The organism is Rhodococcus sp. ACPA4, assembly GCF_002300185.1.
In the GTDB taxonomy this organism is placed as follows: domain Bacteria; phylum Actinomycetota; class Actinomycetes; order Mycobacteriales; family Mycobacteriaceae; genus Rhodococcus_F; species Rhodococcus_F globerula.
This window is the reverse complement of sequence record NZ_NSDY01000001.1, coordinates 455528-476900: the sequence shown is the minus strand read 5'-3', so window position 1 is coordinate 476900 and position 21373 is coordinate 455528. Positions and strand designations below refer to the sequence as shown.

Sequence of the window (21373 nt, the reverse complement as noted above, 5' to 3'; positions counted from 1 at the left end):
CCCGAATTTCACCTTGTGCTGGCGGCGCTCGATCATAAATCAAGTGCCACAGAAGGTTTGGAACGTTTCGCTGAAAGACTGCGGAGCCGCCTCGGCGTAGTCGGACCACTCGTCGCGTCGGTCGAACGGATGCGTGACAACCTCGAGCATCTTCTCGAAGGGAACGAGGTCGCCGTCGGTCGCGGCAGACAGAGCAGCATCGAGCTGATGATTACGCGGAATATATAGCGGGTTGACGCGATCCATCGCGCTCGCGGTCTCCACCGCCGCGCGTCCCTGTTCCGTCAGGGCGCCGTGCCACCGCTGCAACCAGGGCGCGATGTGATCCCGTGGCACGAGGTCGTCGAGGCGCGCGGAATTTACGCGCAGTTCGTCCGCGAGAGCACGGAAACTGCCCGTCCAATCAGCACCGTGTTCCGCCAACAATGTCAGCAGATCGTCGACAAGCGCCCGATCGACAATCGGGTGGGCTAGACCGAGCTTTGCCGCCATCCCGACCGCGTAGTGGCCCTCGTAACGCTCGTCGAAGGTGTCGAGAACTGCCGACGCCGCGGTAATCGCATCGTCGGGTGTGGAATCGATCAGCGGCAACAGTGTTTCCGCGAAGCGCGCCAGATTCCACTTCAAGACGGCGGGCTGATTGCCGAACGCGTAGCGGCCGCTGCTGTCGATCGAGCTGAACACTGCCGCCGGATCGAACGCGTCAAGGAAGGCGCACGGACCGTAATCGATGGTCTCCCCCGAAATTGTCGTGTTGTCGGTGTTCATCACTCCGTGTACAAAACCGATGAGCATCCACCGCGCCACCAGTGACGCCTGCGCCTCGACCACCCCCTCGAGGAACCTCAGGTAGCGATTGTGTGTAACCGTTGCCGGCAGTTCGGTCAGCTCCGGGTAGTGCCGGGCGATCGCGTAATCGGCGAGCGACTGCAAGACCTCGCCCTGCCGGGCCGCGAACTCGAAGGTCCCAACGCGTAGGTGACTCGACGCGATCCGTGCAAGCACGGCACCGGGTTCTGCGCCGTTGCGGCGAACGTCCCGGCCCGTCGCCACGACAGACAGCGCGCGTGTAGTGGGGACACCGAGGGCATACATCGCCTCACTGACCAGATATTCGCGCAGCATCGGCCCGACAACTGCATACCCGTCACCGCCCCGAGAGAACGGCGTGCGCCCCGAGCCCTTGAGATGCAGGTCCACTCGCCGACCGTCACCGGTCAACAGTTCACCGAGTAGCAACGCCCGACCGTCCCCGAGGATTGGTGCGTATCCACCGAACTGATGACCCGCATACGCCATCGCCACCGGTTTTGCCCCGACCGGCATCGCCGACCCGGACAGGACGCCAACCCCGTCCACACTTCGCAGCACTTCCACGTCCAAGCGCAACGATGCAGCCAGCCTCTCGTTCACCACGAGCAACTGCGGGTCAGGTGCGGCAGTACCTTGCCACGGCACCGTCAAAGCGCCAAGCTCGTCGGCGAACGTGCTCTCGAGGCCGGCAACGGTGGTGTCCGTGCCTGCCGTGGAATCCTGGATTGCAGCCATCACACGAGAGTAGCCACCGTGAGACAGCCCATCGATCAGCCCTGGTCGATGTACGACTCGAGGTGATCGCGCTCGCTCTGCAACTCGTCGATCCGGCTCTTGACCACGTCACCGATGCTGACGATTCCGAGCAGTTCGCCGTCTTCGATGACGGGCAAATGGCGGATTCGGCGATCGGTCATGATCGCGGCAATGCTGTCCACGGAATCAGCAGGCACGCACGTGTACATCAACGCTGTCATCACCTCGGACACTTCCGTGGCCAGCAATTCCGGACCCCGCTCGTGCAAACGCCGCACGACATCGCGCTCGGAGATGATTCCGACAACAGCGTCGCCGTCCAGAACGACCATGGCGCCGATGTTGTGGCGGGCAAGATCGCACAGCAACGCGTTGACGGTGGTGTGGGCGTCGATGGTGACAATGCTGTTGCCCTTGTTGCGCAAGATATCCGCGATCCGCATCACGGCACTCCGATCCTTCGAGAATCTCGGCCCTCTTGCAACGATCGTATCCAGTTGCGACGCACAAAAACAGGGCTGATCAGCTAATTCCCTGAGCTGCCTTCTCCGCTGCCTGCGCCTGTGCTACCTGGGCCGGGGTGAATCTGATGCACGCGGCCGCAATGCCGGCAAGTACCGCGCAGATCGCGCAGCCGACAAGCGCAAAGGTGTACCCCTCTCCGAGGGCAATCAGCTGGGCCGGATTCATGTCGGCAGCCTTGCCCGAAATACCGCCGAGCGAGAGAGTTTTCGACGTCGCCATCGCGCCGATGACCGACAGCGCGAGTGGGCCGCCAAGCGTCTGGGCGACCTGGGAAATGGCGGTCAACGGGCCGATCTCCGTCTCGGGAACACCGGCGATCGCGCACAGTGGCAGCGGCACCATCGCCAGTCCGATACCGAATCCGATGCCGATGACGGGGACAAAAAGATTGGCGAGGTAGGTGGAACTGGAGTCGAGGGTGGAACCGTAGAGAAGTCCGACGATCATGATCAGCACACCGGTCAGAACCAGCCAGCGAGGTTGGACACGTACCGCCAACTTCGACGCGACCGTTGCTGCGGCACCTAGTCCGATGGCAAACGGAATGAACGCCAAACCTGCGCGCAGCGGCGAGTACTCCATGATGTCCTGCACGAAGAGCGCAACAAACGCGGTCATACTGAACATCGCACCACCGACGAAGAAGATCGCCAGGAAGGTCGCAACGCGGTTCCGGTCGGCGAACAACGAGAACGGGAGCAACGGATTCTTGGCGGTGCGTTCGACGAAGAGGAATGCTCCGAGAGCGATCAGTCCGGCGACCAACGCACCGATAACGGCGACGCTCCCCCAGCCCATTTCCGGCCCCTCGGTCAATGCGAAGACGATGCCAGTGCAGCCGAGCGTGGCCAGAATTGCGCCGGGAACATCCAGAGCAAGCCGAGTCTGCGTTGTTTCACGAAGTGCCCGGAATGCCATCCCCACGAGCACGATTCCGATGGGGACGTTGATGAGGAAGATCAGCCGCCATGACACCTCGGTCAACGCGCCGCCGATGATCAGACCCGCGATCGAACCGACACCGGTCATGGCGGCAAAAATCGCGATGGCCTGATTTCTCGCCGGTCCGGCCGCAAACGTCGTGGCAACCAGAGCAAAAGCCGTCGGCGATGCGACGGCCGCGCCAACACCTTGTAGTGCCCGCGCGGCGATCAGCATGCCCTCGTTCAACGCAAGACCACACAGCAACGACGCCACGGTGAAGAGCGTGACGCCCGCGATGAACATTTTCTTGCGGCCGTACGCGTCACCGAGTCGCCCACCGAGCAACATCAGCCCGCCGAACGCCAGGGCATACGACGTCAGCACCCAGTTCCGGCCGCTGTCACTGAGGCCGAGATCAGCCTGAAGCGGCGCAAGCGCAAGGTTGGCGACGGTGCCGTCGAGCACCACCATCATCTGCAAACCGCTCAGGACGATGATGGCGAGTCCGATGACTCGGGTCGCTACCGGCGCATTGACCGCTGGGGCCGCGGATTGAGCGGTTTCAGATTTTGGGGAATCAGACACAAGACTTCACGTTACCCAGCGTTGACGGAAAAGCCCGCCACCGGTCCGATCACGATGATGGCCGGGGGCTTGATCTCTTCGTCCTTGACGCGCTGAGCAACGGTCGCCAGATCGGCCCGCACCTCACGCTGCGTACGCAGTGTGCCCTCCTGGATCACCGTGACCGGAGTGCTCGCGGCACGCCCACCCTCGATGAGTGCAGCCGCGAACTGATCGATGCGTTCGACGGCCATGAGCAGCACGATCGTGCCGCGCAGCTTCGCCAAAGCCGACCAGTCGACCAGCGAATCCGGATGATCCGGAGCAACGTGCCCACTCACGACGACAAACTCGTGGGTGACGCCGCGATGCGTGACAGGAATGCCGGCTGCCGACGGTACCGAAATCGCGCTCGTGATTCCGGGCACTACGGTCACCGGAACACCGGCTGCGGCACACGCTTCGAGTTCTTCGTAGCCACGACCGAAGACGTAGGGGTCGCCGCCCTTGAGCCGCACGACGAACTTTCCGGCCTTCGCGTTGTCGATCAGCGCCGCGTTGATGGCTTCCTGCGCCATGGCCCGGCCGTAAGGAATCTTCGCGGCGTCGATGACCTCGACGTCGGGACCGAGCTCAGCCAGCAACTCCGGCGGCGCCAGGCGGTCGGCAACAACAACGTCGGCGCGGGCCAGCAACCGTCGACCGCGCACCGTGATCAGATCCGGGTCACCTGGCCCACCGCCGACCAGTGCAACGCCAGGCGCCGCCGGTTCGGCCGTATCCGCGAGGACACCGGACTGCAGACCTTCGACCACAGCGGTACGGACAGCTGCCGAACGACGATGATCGCCGCCGGCCAGGACTCCGATGCTCATACCGTCGTACTCGGCACTTGCGGGTGTGACTGCAGTGCCGTGCTTGGCATTGTCGGCGCGCACGCAGAAGACTCGATGACGCTCGGCCTCCGCGACGATTGCCGCATTGGTCTCCGGCTCGTCGGTCGACGCAATTGCGTACCAGGCACCCTCGAGGTCACCCTCCTGGTACGGACGCAGCTCGAGTGTGATCTGCCCTGCCGTTGCCATGCCCTCGACTGCCGGCGTGACCTCGCGGCTGATGACGTGAACTGCTGCGCCCGACGCGACCAGCAGGCCGAGGCGGCGCTGAGCGACCGTCCCGCCGCCGAATACGACAACGCGTCGATCGGTCAGGTTGAGTCCGACCAGGTAGTTGGTCTCGTCTGCGGTGGGCTCGCTCACTCGCACTCCATTTCATCGTCGATCTTTGTGCTCGCTGGAAAAGCTGTGCGCGCTGGAAAACCTGCGCTCGCTGGGGGAACTTTACTGGCCACGGCTACTGTCACCGCACCGGTCGAGGTCTTACCTACTGTCAACTGTCCGTGACCGGTAGCCAGGATCGCTGCCGCCTCGGCAACGCTCGCAGTGCCGACAGCCTGCTCTACGCGCGTTGACGGTGATGGAACGGGCACGGCTGCAAGTTCTTCCGACGTGAACGCCGCGACATCGACTGACAGGATCTGCGCGGCGTCGATCAGCGCCGGGGCGGAGGCTTTGACCGCGGCGGTGGCAAGACCAACGAGCGTCGCGCCCTGCGGCAATATCCCTCGCACGGCGTCGACGATCTCGACAGCAGAGGCAGATGTAGTGAACCCGAGTCCGACATAGACCTCAGCCACGCGCGGCCTCGACAAAGGTGGCGATCGACTCGGGCTGACCCGCCGGGTGTGTGTGGAGATACGACGCGTGAACTCCACCGCGGACAAATCCCTCGCGCACTGCGCCGCCGTCCCACGGTCGCCAACCCCACGCGGTTGCGCACCCGTCGGCGTCGGCGCTGACGAGGGACGTTCGGTGAAATTCGTGCCCGGCGACACGCGAACCCGCCGCAAAGAGACTCGAGTCCGTCAACGCCACCGCCTCCCGATAACCGAGTGTGAGTCGTTTACCGAAAACGGCGTCGACGCCGACAACTCCGGCCATGGCATGACCGTCGAGGCTGCGGGCGAGGTAGAGCAGTCCCGCGCACTCGGCGTGGATCGGTGCTCCGCCGTCGGCCAGCTCTCGAACCTGCGCCAGCAGAACAGTATTCGACGCGAGGTCAACGGCATGCTCCTCCGGGAATCCGCCGGGAAGGACCAACGCGGCAGTACCGGACGGCAATTCGTCGCGCAGCGGATCGAAGACCTGCACGTCCGCGCCTGCGGCAGTGAGAAGTTCACGATGTTCGGCGTACCCGAAGGTGAAGGCAGGCCCGCCAGCCATCGCCACCACGGGCCGCGAGCTGCGATGCTCCCCCACGTCCTGCACTGGATCCCACACAGGTGCAACAACATTCGATGCGGCCAAGGCGCGCACCGCGCCGAGATCGACGTGAGTTGCGATCAACTCCGACATCGCGTCCACCGCGGCGACTGCCGCGGTGCCGTGCTCGGCAGCCGGAATCAACCCCAGGTGACGCGACGGCACTTCCAATTCGGCCAGGCGCGGAACAACCCCGAGTACCGGTATCCCCACTTTGTCGCACGCGTGGCGCAGAACCTGCTCGTGCCGGGCGCTGCCGACGCGGTTGAGGATGACGCCGCCGATCCGCACACTCGCGTCGTAGGTGGCAAAGCCGTGCAACACGGCGGCCAGGCTCTGGCTGTGGCCGCGAGCGTCGATGACCAGAACAACCGGTGCGCCCAGAACCGCGGCCACCTGCGCCGTCGACCCTTCTGCGGATGCCTGCGCATTGGCTTCGTCGATCTTGCCGTCGAAGAGGCCCATGACGCCTTCGACCACCGCGATATCGCAGTCGGCGGTGCCGTGCTGATAGAGCGGAGCGATGCGTTCTTCGCCGACGAGCACTGTGTCGAGATTGCGTCCTGGCCTTCCCGCCGCAAGTCCGTGATAGCCCGGGTCGATGTAATCCGGACCCACCTTGAACGGTGCAACACTGCTGCCGGATCGCCGGAGTGCACCGATCAATCCCGTTGCCACCGTGGTCTTTCCGCTACCCGATGCGGGTGCGGCGATGACAACGGCGGGAGTGGACGAACTCACCATTCGATGCCTCGCTGGCCCTTTCGGCCGGCGTCCATCGGGTGCTTGATCTTGGTCATCTCGGTCACCAGGTCGGCTGCGTCGATCAACGCCTGCGGCGCGTCCCGGCCGGTGATCACCACATGCTGATTTCCCGGCCGATCACGCAGGGTCTGCACAACCTCGTCGACGTCGACCCAGCCCCACTTGAGCGGATAGGTGAACTCGTCGAGGACGTAGAAGCGGTGCGTTTCGTCGGCGAGGCGACGGGCGATCTCCTGCCATCCCTCCGCAGCTGCTGCCGCATGGTCTTCCTCGCTACCCGCTTTACGAGTCCACGACCAGCCCTCACCCATCTTGTGCCACTGCACCGGACCGCCGACGCCACTCTCGTCGTGCAGGTTTCCGAGTGCGCGGAAGGCGGCTTCCTCGCCGACTTTCCACTTTGCGCTCTTCACGAACTGGAAGACGCCGATGTCGAATCCCTGGTTCCAAGCACGCAGCGCCATCCCGAATGCTGCGGTGGACTTGCCCTTTCCCGGTCCGGTGTGGACGGCAAGCACCGGTGCGTTACGACGCTGACGTGTGGTCAATCCGTCGTCGGGGACAGTGTCGGGTACGCCTTTAGGCATGGTGATCTCCTGAAATGAAAACGTTAGGCGGCGGCGCGGACGACACCCGCGACCTGCTGAGCTGACAATTCGGCGAGGCGGACGCATCCACCTCGTAGTTCTCGGGCCAATTCGGCGGCCAATCCCAAACGGACAAGCCCGGTTTCGCAGTCCACGACGATCGAAGCGACCGATGCATCGGCCAGCAAGTGCGCGGCAACGCGAGCGCGGTGCAGCGCGTCCTTGCCGCCGGTGGCACGCCCGTCTGTCAGCGCAACCATGAGCGCGCGGCGCTGCGGATCCCTGAGCCGCTCACGCAGAATCACCTCACGGGCACGCAAGAAGCCTTCTGCGAGTGGTGATTTGCCACCTGTTCGCATGGACTGCAACCGGCGAACAGCGATGTCCACGGACGACGTCGGCGGCAGAACCAGTTCGGCTTCGCGGCCCCGGACGGTGATGACGGCAACCTTGTCGCGGCGCTGGTATGCGTCGCGGAGTAGCGAGACAACGGCGCCGGTCACAGCGGAGAGCCGGTCGCGCGCCGCCATCGACCCCGACGCGTCCACCACGAACACGATCAGATTGCCTTCGCGCCCTTCACGAATCGCGCCGCGCAGGTCGGCCGGCGCCAACCGCAGTCGGCCCACCGTCCGGCCACGCGCAATCTGCGATTCCGCAGCGGCAAACACCGTGCTCGTCAGGTGCAGACCGTGCCCGCGGTCGGTGGTGGACCGCACGACGCGTCCACGCGACGACGTGGAGCGCGAACGCCGGCCTGGCGCCCCCTCACCGACACCGGGAACTTCGAGAAGTTTGGCCTTGAACGCACTGCGCGGTGGGGCAGACGGTCGATCGGTCGAGCGAACTCCCCCGCCCGGACCGTCCGGATCGTCTTGCGGCCCATCATCGTCGGGGCCGTCATCATCAGGGCCCCCGTCATCGGGTTCGCCGCCGTCGGATTCCCCACCCTCAGGCTCGCCGCCTTCAGGATTCTCTGGTGGTTCAGGCTCGCCGGCCCGAGCATCATCGTCTGCACGATCCATCGCGTCGTCGAGTTGCTGCTGATCGAGGCCCGGCTCGTCGAAGGGATCGCGTCGGCGGCGATGCGGCAGTGTCAGTTCCGCTGCGACTCGTACGTCTTCCTCGGTGACCTCGCTGCCGCCACGCCACGCAGCATGAGCGGTGGCAGTACGGGCGAGAACAAGATCGGCGCGCATACCGTCCACGTCGAAAGACGCGCACAGCGACGCGATGCGCCGAAGTTCGCGGTTGCTCAGCTCCACGCCATCCAGTTTGTTACGCGCAGAAAGGATTTCGGCGGCGAGTTCCTGATCGGCCGGCGCATACCTGCGGGCAAACGCCTGTGGATCGCGCTCGTAGTCGAGGCGTCGACGCACTACCTCCATCCGCACATCCACGTCGCGAGACGCCGACACGTCGACCGCCAGGCCAAAACGATCCAGCAACTGTGGACGCAGTTCTCCCTCTTCGGGATTCATTGTTCCGACGAGGACGAACTTCGCGGCGTGCGAGTGCGAAATTCCGTCCCGCTCGACATGCACTCGGCCCATCGCGGCCGCGTCGAGAAGAACGTCCACCAGGTGATCGTGCAGGAGATTCACTTCGTCGACGTACAGAACCCCCTGATGCGCCGCGGCCAGGAGTCCGGGCTGGAAGGCGCGCTCACCGTCGCGTAATACCTTCTCGAGGTCGATCGAGCCGATCACGCGGTCCTCCGTCGCCCCGACGGGCAGTTCGACCAGCCTGGCCGGACGCGTCACACCGGCGTCGTCGACAGCCGGTAGCAAAGCCGTCAAGGCTCGAACGACGGTGGATTTTGCCGTGCCCTTTTCACCGCGAACCAGCACGCCACCGATTCCGGGGTGTACGGCGCACAGGATCAACGCCAATCGCAGTTGGTCCTGGCCTACTACCGCGCTGAACGGGAAACCCGCCACCGCTGCCTGATCGTCTTCTACACGCACGTCGACATCCCTCCACCTCTCGGTTTCCTCGCCGAGAACTTGGCTTCATCCGAACGTCGCGGCAATCTGGCTGGGATCTCGTGAGATCTTTACAGTGGCGGGACCGCACCTGAATCGAACAGGACTTCCCCGCGAGCATTCGGTATCGAAAAAACCCTAGTCGGCCCACAATTGCGTGAGCCGACTGGGTCGGGTGTATGACTGCGTTTCAGCTGGCAAGCACAAACGCCTCGCCGCCACCGCGGCGCATCGGGGTGTGCGGAATACCGTCCTCGATAAATTCTTCGCCGTCAGCTTTGAAACCGTGCTTGCTGTACATGTCGACCAGATAGGTCTGAGCGTTGATGCGGCACGGCGCTTCGCCCACTTCGGCCAGCGCAGCTTGCAGCAATCGCGTCGTATGGCCCTGTCCGCGTGCTTCACGTGACGTGCAGAGTCGACCGATACGGAAGCTCTTCGTGCCGTCGTCGTGCTCTTCGAGGAGGCGCAGAGTGCACACCACCTCGCCGTCCTGCTCCAGCCAGAAATGGCGGGTTTCCGTCAGCAGGTCCCGCCCGTCCAACTCGGGGTACGGGCAGGCCTGCTCGACGACAAATACTTCTACCCGAAGCTTCAACAACTCGTAGAAAGTCTTGTTGTCGAGGTCGAGTGCCCATGAACGCTTCAATGCTGCTGTTGCCGTCATGGTTGCGACTATCACACAGTTGCAGCGGTCTCCGCGACCGGAAGAGAATCGGTTGACGCCGAGGAATCGAGCTCGAGCACCTTCGAGGACCAATCCCAGACCTGGTTGAAAAGTCCTTCGTTGTCGGTGAGCTTGACGCCGATGGACGGAACCATCTCGCGCAGCTTGCCCTTCCAGCCCTGGAATTCGGTCGGGAAGCAGCGCTCGAGTACGTCGAGCATCGCGGGAACAGCCGTCGACGCTCCGGGTGAGGCACCGAGCAGTCCGGCGATGCTTCCGTCTTCGGCAGCCACCACGGCGGTACCGAATTCGAGGACGCCGCCCTTGCCCTTGGCCCGGCGAATCACCTGAACACGCTGGCCTGCGGTGATGAGCTCCCAGTCCTTGGTCTCCGCCTTGGGCGCAAATTCACGCAGGTCCCAGATGCGTCCGGTTTCGCTCTTGGTGAGCTCACTGACCAGGTACTTCACCAGACCGAGTTCGCTGACGCCGACGCCGAGCATCGAGAGGATGTTGTTGGGCTTGACTGAACCGGGCAGGTCCGTGACGCGACCCTGCTTGAGGAACTTGGGTGACCAGCCGGCGTACGGTCCGAACAGCAGGCCTGGCTTGTTGCCGATGACACGCGTGTCGAGGTGCGGAACCGACATGGGCGGAGCGCCGACGGCAGCTTTGCCGTAGACCTTGGCGCTGTGCTGGTCGATCAGCTCAGGGTTGGTGCATCGCAGGAACGCGCCGCTGACGGGGAAGCCGCCGAAGCCCTTGGCTTCCTTGATGCCCGACTTCTGCAGCAGGTGCAGAGCGCCGCCACCGGCTCCGACGAACACGAATCGTGAACGCACGACGCGCTTTTCACCGGTGCGACGGTTGGTGACCTTGACGGTCCACGTCTTGTCGGAGTTCTGGGTGAGGTTGGTGACCTCGTGACCGAAGTACATGTTGCCGCCGGTCTTGCCGATGTAGCCGACGAGCTGCTTGGTGAGCGCTCCGAAGTCGACGTCGGTGCCGTCCTGGCTCCAGTTGAGGGCGATGGGATCCGAGAAGTCGCGGCCCTTTGCCATCAGCGGCAGGCGCTTGGTGAACTCGGCCGGATCGTCGATGTACTCCATGCCACGGAAGAGCGGGTGGCCGGCAAGTGCGTCGTAGCGGGCACGCAGGTACTTGGCGTTTGCCTCGCCGTGAACGAAGCTCACGTGCGCGATGGGGTTGATGAATTCCTTGGGCTGCGTCAACACGCCCTGCTCGACAGCGTGTGCCCAGAACTGCCGGGACACCTGGAACTGCTCGTTGACGTTGACGGCCTTCTTGATGTCGACCGTGCCGTCCGAGTTCTCGGGGGTGTAGTTGAGCTCACAGAGCGCGGAGTGACCGGTTCCCGCGTTGTTCCACGGGTCGCTGCTCTCGGCTGCGACGGCGTCGAGCCTCTCGAAGGTCGAGATCGACCAGTCCGGCTGCAGCTGGCGCAACAATGCACCAAGCGTGGCACTCATGATGCCCGCACCTACGAGCACTACATCCGTCTTCGTCTCTACCGCGTTCTGATTCGACACTGGAGAATCGACTTCCTTGTCATTAGCCGTGCGCGCATCCGCCTGCTGTGTTACGCCGAATAGGTTACCTGGGCGTAAGTGCGCCGTTTACCACCCCCAATTGTGCTCTACAACGCCGCCGGGAAACGACGATTAGATTGTGATCTGTGACTACATGGGTTCCAGACGTCCTCGGAGACGGATATCAGCAGCTGACCATTCCTCTCGGAACCGATCCGGACGGTGAGGGTGAGGTCGACGCGACACTCGTCCGCTATCAGCCGCCTGGCGAGGCAGTTCGGGCGAACCGTGCAGTTCTGTACGTACACGGGTTCACCGATTACTTCTTCCAGAAACATCTGGCGGAGCACTTTGCCGAGCAGGGCTACGCCTTCTTTGCACTGGATCTGCGCAAGTGCGGGCGTTCACTGAAACCGGGCCACACCGCTCACTTTGTGTCGGATCTCGCACTGTACGACGCCGAACTCAACGAGGCCCTGCGCATCGTGAACTCCGAAACCGACGGCAGCGAACTGCTCCTGATGGCGCATTCGACCGGTGGGCTCATCGTTCCGCTGTGGCTGGACCGACTCCAGCGCAAGCCGGGCGGCAGCGCGGGACACGGCATCGCGGGTCTTGTGCTCAACAGCCCGTGGTTCGACCTGCAGGGTCCAGCGATGGTTCGCAGCGTCGGCACCGCCGCCATCGACGCACTGGGACGGGTGTCCGCGAAGACTGTCATCCCCGGCACGGGCTTGCCGACGTACGGCTCGAGCCTGCACGTCTCCGCCAACGGCGAGTGGGACTACAACCTCGACTGGAAGCCGCTCGAAGGCTGCCCGGTCACGTTCGGGTGGATGCGTGCCGTGCGCAGCGGACACGCGCAACTGCACCGCGGCCTGGACATCGGTGTGCCGGCGCTGATCCTGCGCTCGAAGAAATCGGAGTTCGCCAGGGCGTACCACCCCGGCGTCGACCTGGCAGATTCCGTCCTGGATGTGAGGCAGATCGCACGGTGGGCAGGTTGCCTCGGTGATCGGACTACGATCGTTCCCATCGACGGCGCGCGCCACGACGTCTTCCTCTCGACTCAGAAGCCGTTGGCCACAGCCTTTTCCGAACTCGATCAGTGGCTGGAGTGGCTAGAGCGCCATCTGACCGCAGACGCAGACACCACCACACAGGAGAACGCGCAGTGACGCATTACGACCTTGCCATCATCGGAAGCGGCTCGGGGAATTCGTTGCCCGACGAGCGATTCGACGGCAAGAAAATCGCCATCCTCGAGGAAGGCACCTTCGGCGGCACGTGCCTCAACGTCGGATGCATACCGACCAAGATGTTCGTCTACGCGGCAGAGGTCGCGAACACGGTGTCGCATGCCGAGAAATTCGGCGTCGACGCCACCCTGGACGGCGTCCGCTGGTCCGACATCGTCAAGCGTGTCTTCGGCCGGATCGATCCCATCTCCGCGGGCGGCGAACGTTACCGCAGCGAGGACAGCCCCAACACCACCGTCTATCGCGGCCACGCCACCTTCACCGGACCGAAGACCATCAACACCGGCACGGGTGAGACCATCACTGCCGACCAGGTTGTGATCGCGGCCGGTTCACGCCCGATCATTCCCGAGGAGATCGCCGCGTCTGGTGTGAAGTACTACACCAACGAAGACATCATGCGCTTGCCGGAACTCCCCGGGCACCTCGTGATCGTCGGCTCGGGTTTCATTGCCACCGAGTTTGCACATGTTTTCTCCGCCTTGGGTTCTCGCGTGTCGATCATCGGCCGCAGTGGGCGCCTCCTGCGTCATCTCGACGACGAGATCTCGGAGCGTTTCACCGAACTCGCCGTCAAGAAGTGGGACGTGCATCTCGGATCACCGATGCAGTCGGTCCGCGCGGACGGTGAGAACATCGCCGTCGAACTGGCAAATGGCACAGTCGTTTCCGGCGACGTTCTGCTCGTTGCGGTGGGCCGCAAGCCCAACGGAGATCTCCTGGACCTCGACAAGGCCGGCATCGAACTCGACAACAACGGCTCCATCGTCGTCGACGAGTACCAGCGAACCACCGCGGAAGGCGTCTTTGCACTCGGCGACGTCTCCTCCCCCTATCAGCTCAAGCACGTCGCCAACCACGAGGCGCGTGTTGTGCAGCACAACCTGCTCCAGGACGCGTGGAACGACACTTCCGGGCTGCGCGCCACCGATCACCGGTTTGTCCCGGCCGCGGTGTTCACCGATCCGCAGATCGCCGATGTCGGAATGACGGAGAAGCAGGCGCGCGACGCCGGACTCGACATCACCGTCAAGGTCCAGGCGTACGGCGACGTCGCCTACGGCTGGGCGATGGAAGATCAGGAAGGTCTCTGCAAGGTCATCGCGGAGCGCGGCACGGGCCGACTCCTGGGCGCTCACGTCATGGGAACCCACGCTCCGACCGTTATCCAGCCACTCATCCAGGCCATGAGTTTCGGGCTGTCCGCTCAGGACATGGCCCGTGGGCAGTACTGGATCCACCCGGCCCTGGCCGAGGTCGTCGAGAACGCGTTGCTCGGACTCGATATCTAAAACGCTCCATATCTAAAACGCTCGACATCTGGAACGCGCAAGGCGGGCACCCCCTCGGGGATGCCCGCCTTGGTGGTTCTCGGGTCTACCAGGGGCTGGTGCGCAACACGATCTCCGTGGCGAGTTCAGCGGGCGCGGACTTCACGATGTCATCGACGTCAGGCACTTCAGCCACCCGGAAATCGGAGTACACAAACCGTCCACTGGCGTCGGCGATCGCCCGCCCAGCACTGCCGACCACGATGGTTGTCGGCACCTCCACCGGCGGAACTCCGGCGATGTCGGCCGCCGACGGATGTCCACGATCCACCGAAATCAAGCTCGCGAAGCGGCCGAACTGGCGCGCCGCCAATAGCCACGCAAGGTCTGCCCCTTCCCGGTGTCCCACCAGGTTTACCCAGGCGATGTTCAACTCGTCGAGCAGAACCACTGCCGTCTTCTCGTCGAGATTCTCGATCGATTCGACCGCTACCGTGCGCAAATCCGAATTGTGGAGGCGTTCACACACTTTGTCGTATACGTCGACAGGGTCGCCCTTGCCCGGAAGAAGGAGGACCGCGTGCTTACTGACCGGTCCGTCGATCCGAACGGTGCACGACCCCTTGCCCACCGCTACTCGAGTCAGTTCCATGAAAGGCAACGGTACGCGATCCAATCCCCAGGTCGGCGAGCAGCGGACTGAAAATGACAACTCACACAGGAGCGCGGTAATCAGCGGTCGCGCGAAACTCCCACAATCTTTCGATGGTCCAATTACCGTGAACAATGAATCCGCCGAGGTCAGGAGTGATCGTGCCCAAATTGGAGATCAAAAGTAAGTCCGCACTCTCGCGCGCGGAAGTCGCCGAGCGACTGATCGCGCTCGGGCAAGCGCTCGCCAGCGGCTCGGAAGTGGAACTGGGATCGGGCGGCGACTCGATTGAAATCGCTGTCCCTGAACAGGTTCGGTGGGAACTCGAGATCGAGGTAGACGGCAACGAAGTCGAAATCGAAATCGAGATTCACTGGCGCGACGATCCCCCGGCTGAGCCGGCCGCAAAGTCCACGCCTCCGACTAAGGCAGTTCGACGCGGTCGGCCTCGCAAGAGCGCCGCCAAGTAATTCGTTGACATTCCATCGGTGCGCTCCGGCCGAGCTTTCAGAGGTCCCGGCCGTCGCCACTTCGTAACTCTCCGTGTGACAACAGAATCGGGTAACGGCTCCGAATAGAGTCGCGCGCCCCTCACGCGACTACACCGCAAATCGATCTGCCATTGCGTCGGACGCAATGCCTGCCAGAGTTCTAGGGATCATCCGACGCGGGTGATGCCGTCGTCGATACCGACGGTTGATGATCTGTGGCATGGACCAAGCACATCCGACATCTCAGACACCCTATGAATTTTCCGGGGGCTACCCGACCGCTGCGACCGCGAAGAAAGCCCACGAGGACGCCTATCTGGAGCGCGCACTCGTCGCCTACCGGTTTTGGTACCCGACAGTGTCCATTGAGGGGATTTTCAACGGCAACCGCGAACTAGGTTTCGACGACAACAAGGCGATGGGAATTGCAGCGACAACCCCTCGGCAGGTCGGATTCACACTTAACTCCGATACCCCCTACGGGGCAGCGGCTTTGGACCTCACTGAGGGGCCGATGGTCATCGAATTGCCGCCCGGAGCGTACATCGGTCTCGTCGACGATCATCACCACAGGTGGATCACCGATATGGGTATCCCCGGGCCCGACCAGGGCGCTGGAGGAACATACGCCATACTTCCCCCCGATCACACCGGAGAAGTACCGGCAGATCATCACGTCAGTCGGTCGAATTCCTTCAAAGTGCTGGTGGCAGTACGAGCCCTCCCGGTAGGGGGCGATCTCGATGCAGCCAAGGACGCACTCCTCCGAGTGAAGATCTACCGCCTCGGCACCGACAAACTACTCGATGTGATCGACACCAGCACCAAGACCGTCGACAGCACCTGTCTGCGGTGGGAGGACAACCTCGAATTCTGGCGAGTCCTGCACGGCATCCTCGAGGAAGAACCGCTTGTAGAGGAGTTCCGGCCAATGCACGGACTGCTCGACGGACTCGGAATCGGGAAAGGAACCCCGTTCGCACCGACAGACCGCGACGCTGCAGCACTCACGAAGGCCGCCCGAATCGGCCGTGATCAAATGTTGGTGACGGCATTCGCCGGAACACGCCCTGACCAGGCCGCCTGGACCGATCGGCAGTGGGAATGGGTGGGATTGGTTCCCGACAACGCGGACTTCGAGACACCCGCAGGTCTCGATCTCGAAGCCCGTGAGCGGTGGTTCGCGCAGGCCATCGTCGCGTCGCCGGCGATGTTCCGGCGCGTGGAGGGCAGTGGATCGCTGTATTGGCTCGCCACACGCGACAGCACCGGAACATACCTGGACGGCGCCAACGCCTACACACTCACTATCCCGCTGCCGGTCCCTGGCAAGCTCTTCTGGTCCGTCACCATCTACGACGCGCAAACACGTTCGCAAGTGCAGACGGACGGCAACAAGGGAGCGCTCAGATCGTTGTTCGAACTGTCATCGGCTCTGACCTCTGGCAATGAGATCACGCTGCACTTCGGTCCGACCCAACCAGACGATGCGGCGGACAACTGGCTGGAAACGGTTCCAGGTCGCGGATGGTTCGCATACATCCGTATCTACGGACCCGAAGCCGCAGCATTCGACGGCAGCTGGCGTCCCGGAGACTTCACCCCGGCAAAACGCTGAAACTAGCTGGGCATCGACGGCCCGCTGTTCGCCCTGCGCCGCCCTGAACGGGTGACAGGTCTGGAGGTCAAAAGCATTTCTCCCATGGGAGGATGCCAAACCGAAAGCCCCCCACGCGGCCAGGGCAACAGTGGCGAGCGGTCGGTAGCTGTACCGTCACCGCGGCATCGCCCACCCCTACAACCCGGCAAAAGTGAACGGTTCAGCGGGTTTGAACTGATCGGTGGAATCCCCCGAAAATACGGTGCTCTCGTCCGGCCCGAGTTCGAGCTTCCGGACGGTTGACCCCTCACTCAGATCGATCGACGACACATCCACCCAGAAAGTGTTCGGCGTCATGGCCGATTCGAAGAAGTACAGTCCGCGTTTGTGATCGACAACGGTGCGCCACCGCGTCGAGGAAATATTCGGCTCGTCGGGAGTCGAAATACCCAGGGGCACTGACACGTTCCGAATGACACTGAAGGTCGCGGCCAATGCTGCCCTCGGATCGTCGGTCTTCGGGACTGCGTCGACGTAGAACGAGGCACGGGCAAAACGATCCGCAGCTCGATTGGTACCGGGCAACATGACGGTTCCGTTGATCTGCTTCCAGTACTCGTTGACGGCGAGTTGTTTGTCGAAGATCGGAGAATTTGTCATCACCTGATGCTCACGACTGTGGTGAATTGTCTGTCGGCCACCGATGTACTCGATGATGGCGCTGTCACCGCTGGCGTCCGAGAGCGACATGTGCAGTGTTGCCAAGCGGTCTTCTCCCGGAACGGCCGCAGTCACGATGGTGAAGGGCTCCGCTGCCAGCACCTCGACGGCTTCCGCGACGCTCCCACACCGGTCCAACACGTACTGCGCCCACGCAGCAATCGACAGGCCTGGAGTTGATCCGTCGTAGGCCGGATACTCGGATTCAACGAGCCACAACAGATTTGCGGACAGTCCTGCGTCGTTGACCCCATCTGTCGTGCACATGTCGTAGGCGGAGGCGACAACACTGCCGTACAACGACGTCCACGTTATCGAATTCGCCCCGGCGCAGCCTTCACGCTCCATGCCACGGGGAAATGCCCACAGATTGGTACCGAGATCGAGCTTCCAGTCCATCGACCGAGCAGTGATCACAGTGTCGTTCGGTCCTAGGTAAACCAATCGCGTACACATCGAGAAAATCTCCCTTCGTCTCTGGGTTACGGCGTGACGATATTGAAGGTGGGATCGAAGGTATCCAACAACCCTCCGAGCGTCTTCAAAGCCGAATCGTCGCCGTCGAGCGAGATTTTCCCGGCCCTGGCCAACTCGAGCGCTGCACCTGGTTGCAGAAGTGCGCCGATCAGCGCAGGTTTCGGCCCCGAGACCGTCAGCTGCGTGTTCGACGCCGCCCCCCGCCTGGCATTGAGAACGCCGCGCTTCACCCACGTCGTCCATGTCTCGTCGTCGTGATCGGTGAACACGAAATCGATGCGGAGATCGACGTCCGCTGCCTTGTCGCCGATGAGATGTACTGCGACGAAGTCGAACAGGATGTCGATGGGCATCGCGAGGACACTGTCCTCACTTGCCGTGATGTAGGGCGGAGGTTGCGAGCCTTCACGTAATTCCAGGGCGGCTGTCAGGTAGATCCCGCGCCACTGCGGACCTTCGGCTTGATACCCCATCTGTTCGTAGACGTCGGCCTGGAGGTTCTTCGCCTCGGTGTTCTCTGGCTGCGCGAACACCAACTTGTGCAGGATCTCAGCTGCCCAGCGGTAGTCCCCCGCATCGAAAGCCCGCTTGCCCTCGTCCAGAATCTTCTGTGCACCAAGGAGATCGACAAACCGTCTGGACGACTCCACCGGTGGATGCGGATGGAGCGACACCGGATCGCCGTCCCACATTCCGAGTTCCTTGGTGTACACGGCGCGAACGTCGTGGTGCAGTGTTCCGTGATATCCGCGGTTGTACCACTTGCGGCCGAGTTCGTCCGGTAACTCGATGACCTCGGCAGCTTCGAGCGGTGTGTATCCCTTGTTCGCCAGACGCAGCGCCTGGTCGTGAATGTATTTGTATGTGTCTCTTTGGGATTCGATGAAGGTAACCAGGTTCTCGTTGCCCCACACCGGCCACGTGTGCGGACCGTAATGAACAGCCGCGTCGTCTCCCCACCGTTCGAGAGTCTCGTCCAGATACCGAGCGAAGTTGCGGGCATCGCGCGTACGCGCACCCCGCAGGGTCTGGATGTTGTGGAGCGAATGATTGGCGTTCTCCGCACAGGTCAAGGCCGCGAGTTCGGGGATCCAGATATGCATTTCCTCCGGAGCCTCGGTGTCCGGCGCATAAAGGAATTCGAACTCCAGACCCGCAATTTCGCGTTTCGTTCCGGTTTCGGTGATGCCGTCGGTGGGGGAAATATACGAGATCCGAGGCCCTTTGGTGCTGAGCACACCGATTCCGCAGGAGACTGCGCCCTTCGGACCGAGGTCGAGTAGTCCACCGAAGGCATAGAACGACCGCCTGGCCATCGCATTGCCGGCAACAACATTTTCACCGATTGCAAACTTGTCGAACGAGGCAATCGTGCCCGGCGCGATGATCGGCACCTTCCCCGACGCAACGTCGTCGACATCGACGATTCCCTTGACGCCGCCGTAGTGGTCGATGTGCGTATGCGTGTAGATAATTGCCGCAACCGGCTTGTCGCTGACGTGCTCGCGAATCATCTTCATGCCTTGACGGGCCGATTCCACACCCGCCATGCAGTCGATGACGATCAGACCTTCGTCACCTTCTACGACCGTCAGGTTGGCCAGGTCGTTGTTTCGCACCTGATAGAGGCGATCCGTCACCTGGTAGAGCCCACCTCTGCGTATTACCTGACTCTGGCGCCACAGACTGGGGTTGACGGTGTCCGGCGCGGGAACGTCGTCACCGATGTATTCCATCGCCTCGGGATCGAAGACCACATGCCCGTCGTCGCCGAGCACATTGCCCGGTAGCGGAGCGATCAAGCCACGATCCGCGTCCACGAAGTCTTGCCGGTCCTCCATCGCATATCGCTCGACTGCTTCGCGATTCACCGTCACAGTGGCCGGTGTTGCGTCCTTGGGTGTCTGGCACATGGCACTCCCCGTTCGGTTACGACGATCGGTTACACCCCCATCTCTATCGGGCGGGCGGGGTAGTTGGAATCACCCGTGCTGGGTGAACCGATGCTGACTGAGCCAATGTCGGCTGAGCCGATGCACACGCGACGACAAGAACCACCAACCCGCACGCGACAACGAGCATCCACCCCGCGTGTGACGCCTGCGCGACGTCCGAATCGACAGTGTTCGCGACAAAGCCACCGGCCAGTGCGACGCCGAGAGCAGCGCCGAACTGTCTTGCACTGGATGTGATTCCACCAGCGAGTCCAGCTTGCGATTGAGGCAGTCCGCTGACAGCAGTGCTGGTGATGGGGGCATTCGAGAAACCGAACCCGATACCGAGAAACAGGTAGGCGACAAGCACAGTCGGAAGACCGGTGTTGTTGTCGAGCGATACGAGACACAGGCCACCCAACGCGGTGAAGCCGCCGGCGATCAGCAGCGGTAACCGCGGCCCGACGCGTCCGACCAGAATCCCCGACAACGGTGCGCACACGGTTGCTGCAACAGCCATCGGGAGAATGACGACGCCCGCGGTGGCCGGGGTCATGCCACGCGCTTGTTGCAGGTAGAGCGTGCCGAGCAGCAGCGTCGCGTTCAATGCCACGAACACCACAACTGCGCCGAGAACCGCCGCAGAAAACGGTCTGTGCCGAAACAGTGCAAGGTCGACGAGTGGTTCGGCTTTCCTCGATTCGACAGCAATGAACGAAGCCAGAGCGAGCGCGACTGCGATGTAACCGACCACAGCACCGGGTGACGTCCATCCGATTCGTGGGCCCTCGATGAGCAGCCCCACCGCACCGCCCACAACAGCGACCAACAGTATTTGTCCCGGCAGGTCGAGCCTTCTCGCCTGCGGAGCGCGCGATTCCGGCACGAACACAGCAGTCAACACCAGAACAATCACGATCACCGGGACGTTGACCCAGAACACGGAGCGCCAACCGAAGCTCTCGATGAGCACTCCACCGACGATCGGCCCGACGGCCATACTCAGACCGAAGACCGCGGCCCACACGCCGATCGCCTTGGCTCGCTCCTTCGGGTCGGTCATCACGTTGACCACGATTGCGAGCGCGACCGGACTCAACATCGAACCGCCAACGCCCTGTGCAATTCTCGCGGCGATCAGCACGCCTACTGACGGCGCAAGTGCGCACGCTATCGACGCGACTCCGAACACGACCAGTCCGATCTGGAAAACGCGTCTACGGCCGAACCTGTCGGCCAGGGCTCCGGACGAGATCAGCAAGCTCGCCAGTACGAGTGTGTATGCGTTGACGACCCATTCGAGACCACGGATGCCGACGTGGAAACTTGCCCCGATCGTCGGCAGCGCGACATTGACGATGGTCGTGTCCAATCCGACCACGAACAAACTCGTGCAGCAGATTGCCAGGACGCCCCACCGCCGTCGGGCATGCATTCCGATCGCCTGCGGTCTGTCGATTCCGCTCGAAGGTTTCATGGTTGGACTCCCTCTGTACTGATGCTGTTGTGCTG

At 62.8% G+C, this 21373-nt stretch carries 18 protein-coding genes; 4 read left to right on the top strand and 14 right to left on the bottom strand.

Annotation, left to right across the window (positions count from 1 at the left end):
- Positions 1-39: 39 nt before the first annotated feature.
- The 10 genes from CJ178_RS02185 to mqo form a co-directional block, all read right to left on the bottom strand.
- Entirely contained in the window at positions 40-1548 is a 1509-nt protein-coding gene (locus CJ178_RS02185) for a protein adenylyltransferase SelO (RefSeq protein WP_179300708.1), read from the bottom strand.
- A gap of 35 nt (positions 1549-1583) precedes the next feature.
- Positions 1584-2012 carry a CBS domain-containing protein gene (locus CJ178_RS02180; protein WP_033234926.1) on the bottom strand — a complete coding sequence of 143 codons (429 nt, stop codon included), beginning with the start codon at positions 2010-2012 and terminating at the stop codon, positions 1584-1586.
- 79 nt (positions 2013-2091) lie between these two features.
- On the bottom strand, positions 2092-3603 hold the full coding sequence (locus CJ178_RS02175) for an MFS transporter (protein ID WP_095886014.1): 1512 nt from the start codon (positions 3601-3603) through the stop codon (positions 2092-2094).
- An 11-nt stretch (positions 3604-3614) separates the two neighbouring features.
- A complete protein-coding gene (gene cobA / locus CJ178_RS02170; RefSeq protein ID WP_095886013.1) occupies positions 3615-4841 on the bottom strand; it encodes a uroporphyrinogen-III C-methyltransferase in 1227 nt (408 codons plus the stop codon).
- Positions 4838-5278: a cobalamin biosynthesis protein gene (locus CJ178_RS02165; RefSeq protein ID WP_095886012.1), complete on the bottom strand. Its 441-nt coding sequence runs from the start codon at positions 5276-5278 to the stop codon at positions 4838-4840. The genes cobA and CJ178_RS02165 overlap by 4 nt, the downstream gene beginning before the upstream one ends.
- Complete coding sequence (locus CJ178_RS02160) at positions 5271-6647, bottom strand: cobyrinate a,c-diamide synthase (protein WP_095886011.1); 1377 nt, start codon at positions 6645-6647, stop codon at positions 5271-5273. Before CJ178_RS02160 ends, CJ178_RS02165 begins: the two co-directional genes overlap by 8 nt.
- Entirely contained in the window at positions 6641-7255 is a 615-nt protein-coding gene (gene cobO / locus CJ178_RS02155) for a cob(I)yrinic acid a,c-diamide adenosyltransferase (protein WP_033234930.1), read from the bottom strand. Before cobO ends, CJ178_RS02160 begins: the two co-directional genes overlap by 7 nt.
- 23 nt (positions 7256-7278) lie before the next feature.
- On the bottom strand, positions 7279-9195 hold the full coding sequence (locus CJ178_RS02150) for a VWA domain-containing protein (protein ID WP_095887789.1): 1917 nt from the start codon (positions 9193-9195) through the stop codon (positions 7279-7281).
- Between the two features lie 235 nt (positions 9196-9430).
- Positions 9431-9907 (bottom strand): GNAT family N-acetyltransferase, encoded by a 477-nt coding sequence (locus CJ178_RS02145; RefSeq protein WP_045067941.1) that lies wholly within the window; start codon positions 9905-9907, stop codon positions 9431-9433.
- A gap of 11 nt (positions 9908-9918) precedes the next feature.
- Positions 9919-11457 carry a malate dehydrogenase (quinone) gene (mqo, locus tag CJ178_RS02140; RefSeq protein WP_072782477.1) on the bottom strand — a complete coding sequence of 513 codons (1539 nt, stop codon included), beginning with the start codon at positions 11455-11457 and terminating at the stop codon, positions 9919-9921.
- Between the two features lie 146 nt (positions 11458-11603).
- Between mqo and CJ178_RS02135 the strand changes: the two genes are divergently transcribed.
- Positions 11604-12635: an alpha/beta hydrolase gene (locus CJ178_RS02135; protein WP_095886010.1), complete on the top strand. Its 1032-nt coding sequence runs from the start codon at positions 11604-11606 to the stop codon at positions 12633-12635.
- A complete protein-coding gene (gene mtr / locus CJ178_RS02130) occupies positions 12632-14008 on the top strand; it encodes a mycothione reductase (RefSeq protein ID WP_095886009.1) in 1377 nt (458 codons plus the stop codon). Before CJ178_RS02135 ends, mtr begins: the two co-directional genes overlap by 4 nt.
- An 85-nt stretch (positions 14009-14093) precedes the next feature.
- Here mtr and CJ178_RS02125 read toward each other — a convergent pair whose 3' ends face one another.
- Complete coding sequence (locus CJ178_RS02125) at positions 14094-14639, bottom strand: alpha/beta fold hydrolase (RefSeq protein ID WP_033234933.1); 546 nt, start codon at positions 14637-14639, stop codon at positions 14094-14096.
- Positions 14640-14800: 161 nt separating this feature from the next.
- Here CJ178_RS02125 and CJ178_RS02120 point away from each other — a divergent pair, with 161 nt between their 5' ends.
- Positions 14801-15109 carry an amphi-Trp domain-containing protein gene (locus tag CJ178_RS02120; protein ID WP_033235026.1) on the top strand — a complete coding sequence of 103 codons (309 nt, stop codon included), beginning with the start codon at positions 14801-14803 and terminating at the stop codon, positions 15107-15109.
- Between the two features lie 241 nt (positions 15110-15350).
- Complete coding sequence (locus CJ178_RS02115; protein ID WP_218833713.1) at positions 15351-16748, top strand: DUF1254 domain-containing protein; 1398 nt, start codon at positions 15351-15353, stop codon at positions 16746-16748.
- 177 nt (positions 16749-16925) lie between these two features.
- Here CJ178_RS02115 and CJ178_RS02110 read toward each other — a convergent pair whose 3' ends face one another.
- From CJ178_RS02110 to CJ178_RS02100, 3 genes are read right to left on the bottom strand one after another with little or no spacing between them, the layout of a single operon-like run.
- Entirely contained in the window at positions 16926-17906 is a 981-nt protein-coding gene (locus tag CJ178_RS02110; RefSeq protein WP_095886007.1) for a linear amide C-N hydrolase, read from the bottom strand.
- 26 nt (positions 17907-17932) lie between these two features.
- On the bottom strand, positions 17933-19840 hold the full coding sequence (locus CJ178_RS02105) for an alkyl/aryl-sulfatase (protein WP_095886006.1): 1908 nt from the start codon (positions 19838-19840) through the stop codon (positions 17933-17935).
- Positions 19841-19883: 43 nt separating this feature from the next.
- A complete protein-coding gene (locus CJ178_RS02100; protein ID WP_095886005.1) occupies positions 19884-21338 on the bottom strand; it encodes an MFS transporter in 1455 nt (484 codons plus the stop codon).
- Positions 21339-21373: the final 35 nt, after the last annotated feature.

What these genes read in the sequence shown, in the direction of transcription:
- CJ178_RS02185 (WP_179300708.1), bottom strand. Translation starts at nt 1,548, where the DNA reads ATGGCTGCAATCCAGGATTCCACGGCAGGCACGGACACCACCGTTGCC.
- CJ178_RS02180 (WP_033234926.1), bottom strand. Translation starts at nt 2,012, where the DNA reads ATGCGGATCGCGGATATCTTGCGCAACAAGGGCAACAGCATTGTCACC.
- CJ178_RS02160 (WP_095886011.1), bottom strand. Translation starts at nt 6,647, where the DNA reads ATGGTGAGTTCGTCCACTCCCGCCGTTGTCATCGCCGCACCCGCATCG.
- cobO (WP_033234930.1), bottom strand. Translation starts at nt 7,255, where the DNA reads ATGCCTAAAGGCGTACCCGACACTGTCCCCGACGACGGATTGACCACA.
- CJ178_RS02145 (WP_045067941.1), bottom strand. Translation starts at nt 9,907, where the DNA reads ATGACGGCAACAGCAGCATTGAAGCGTTCATGGGCACTCGACCTCGAC.
- CJ178_RS02125 (WP_033234933.1), bottom strand. Translation starts at nt 14,639, where the DNA reads ATGGAACTGACTCGAGTAGCGGTGGGCAAGGGGTCGTGCACCGTTCGG.
- CJ178_RS02115 (WP_218833713.1), top strand. Translation starts at nt 15,351, where the DNA reads ATGGACCAAGCACATCCGACATCTCAGACACCCTATGAATTTTCCGGG.
- CJ178_RS02110 (WP_095886007.1), bottom strand. Translation starts at nt 17,906, where the DNA reads ATGTGTACGCGATTGGTTTACCTAGGACCGAACGACACTGTGATCACT.
- CJ178_RS02105 (WP_095886006.1), bottom strand. Translation starts at nt 19,840, where the DNA reads ATGTGCCAGACACCCAAGGACGCAACACCGGCCACTGTGACGGTGAAT.
- CJ178_RS02100 (WP_095886005.1), bottom strand. Translation starts at nt 21,338, where the DNA reads ATGAAACCTTCGAGCGGAATCGACAGACCGCAGGCGATCGGAATGCAT.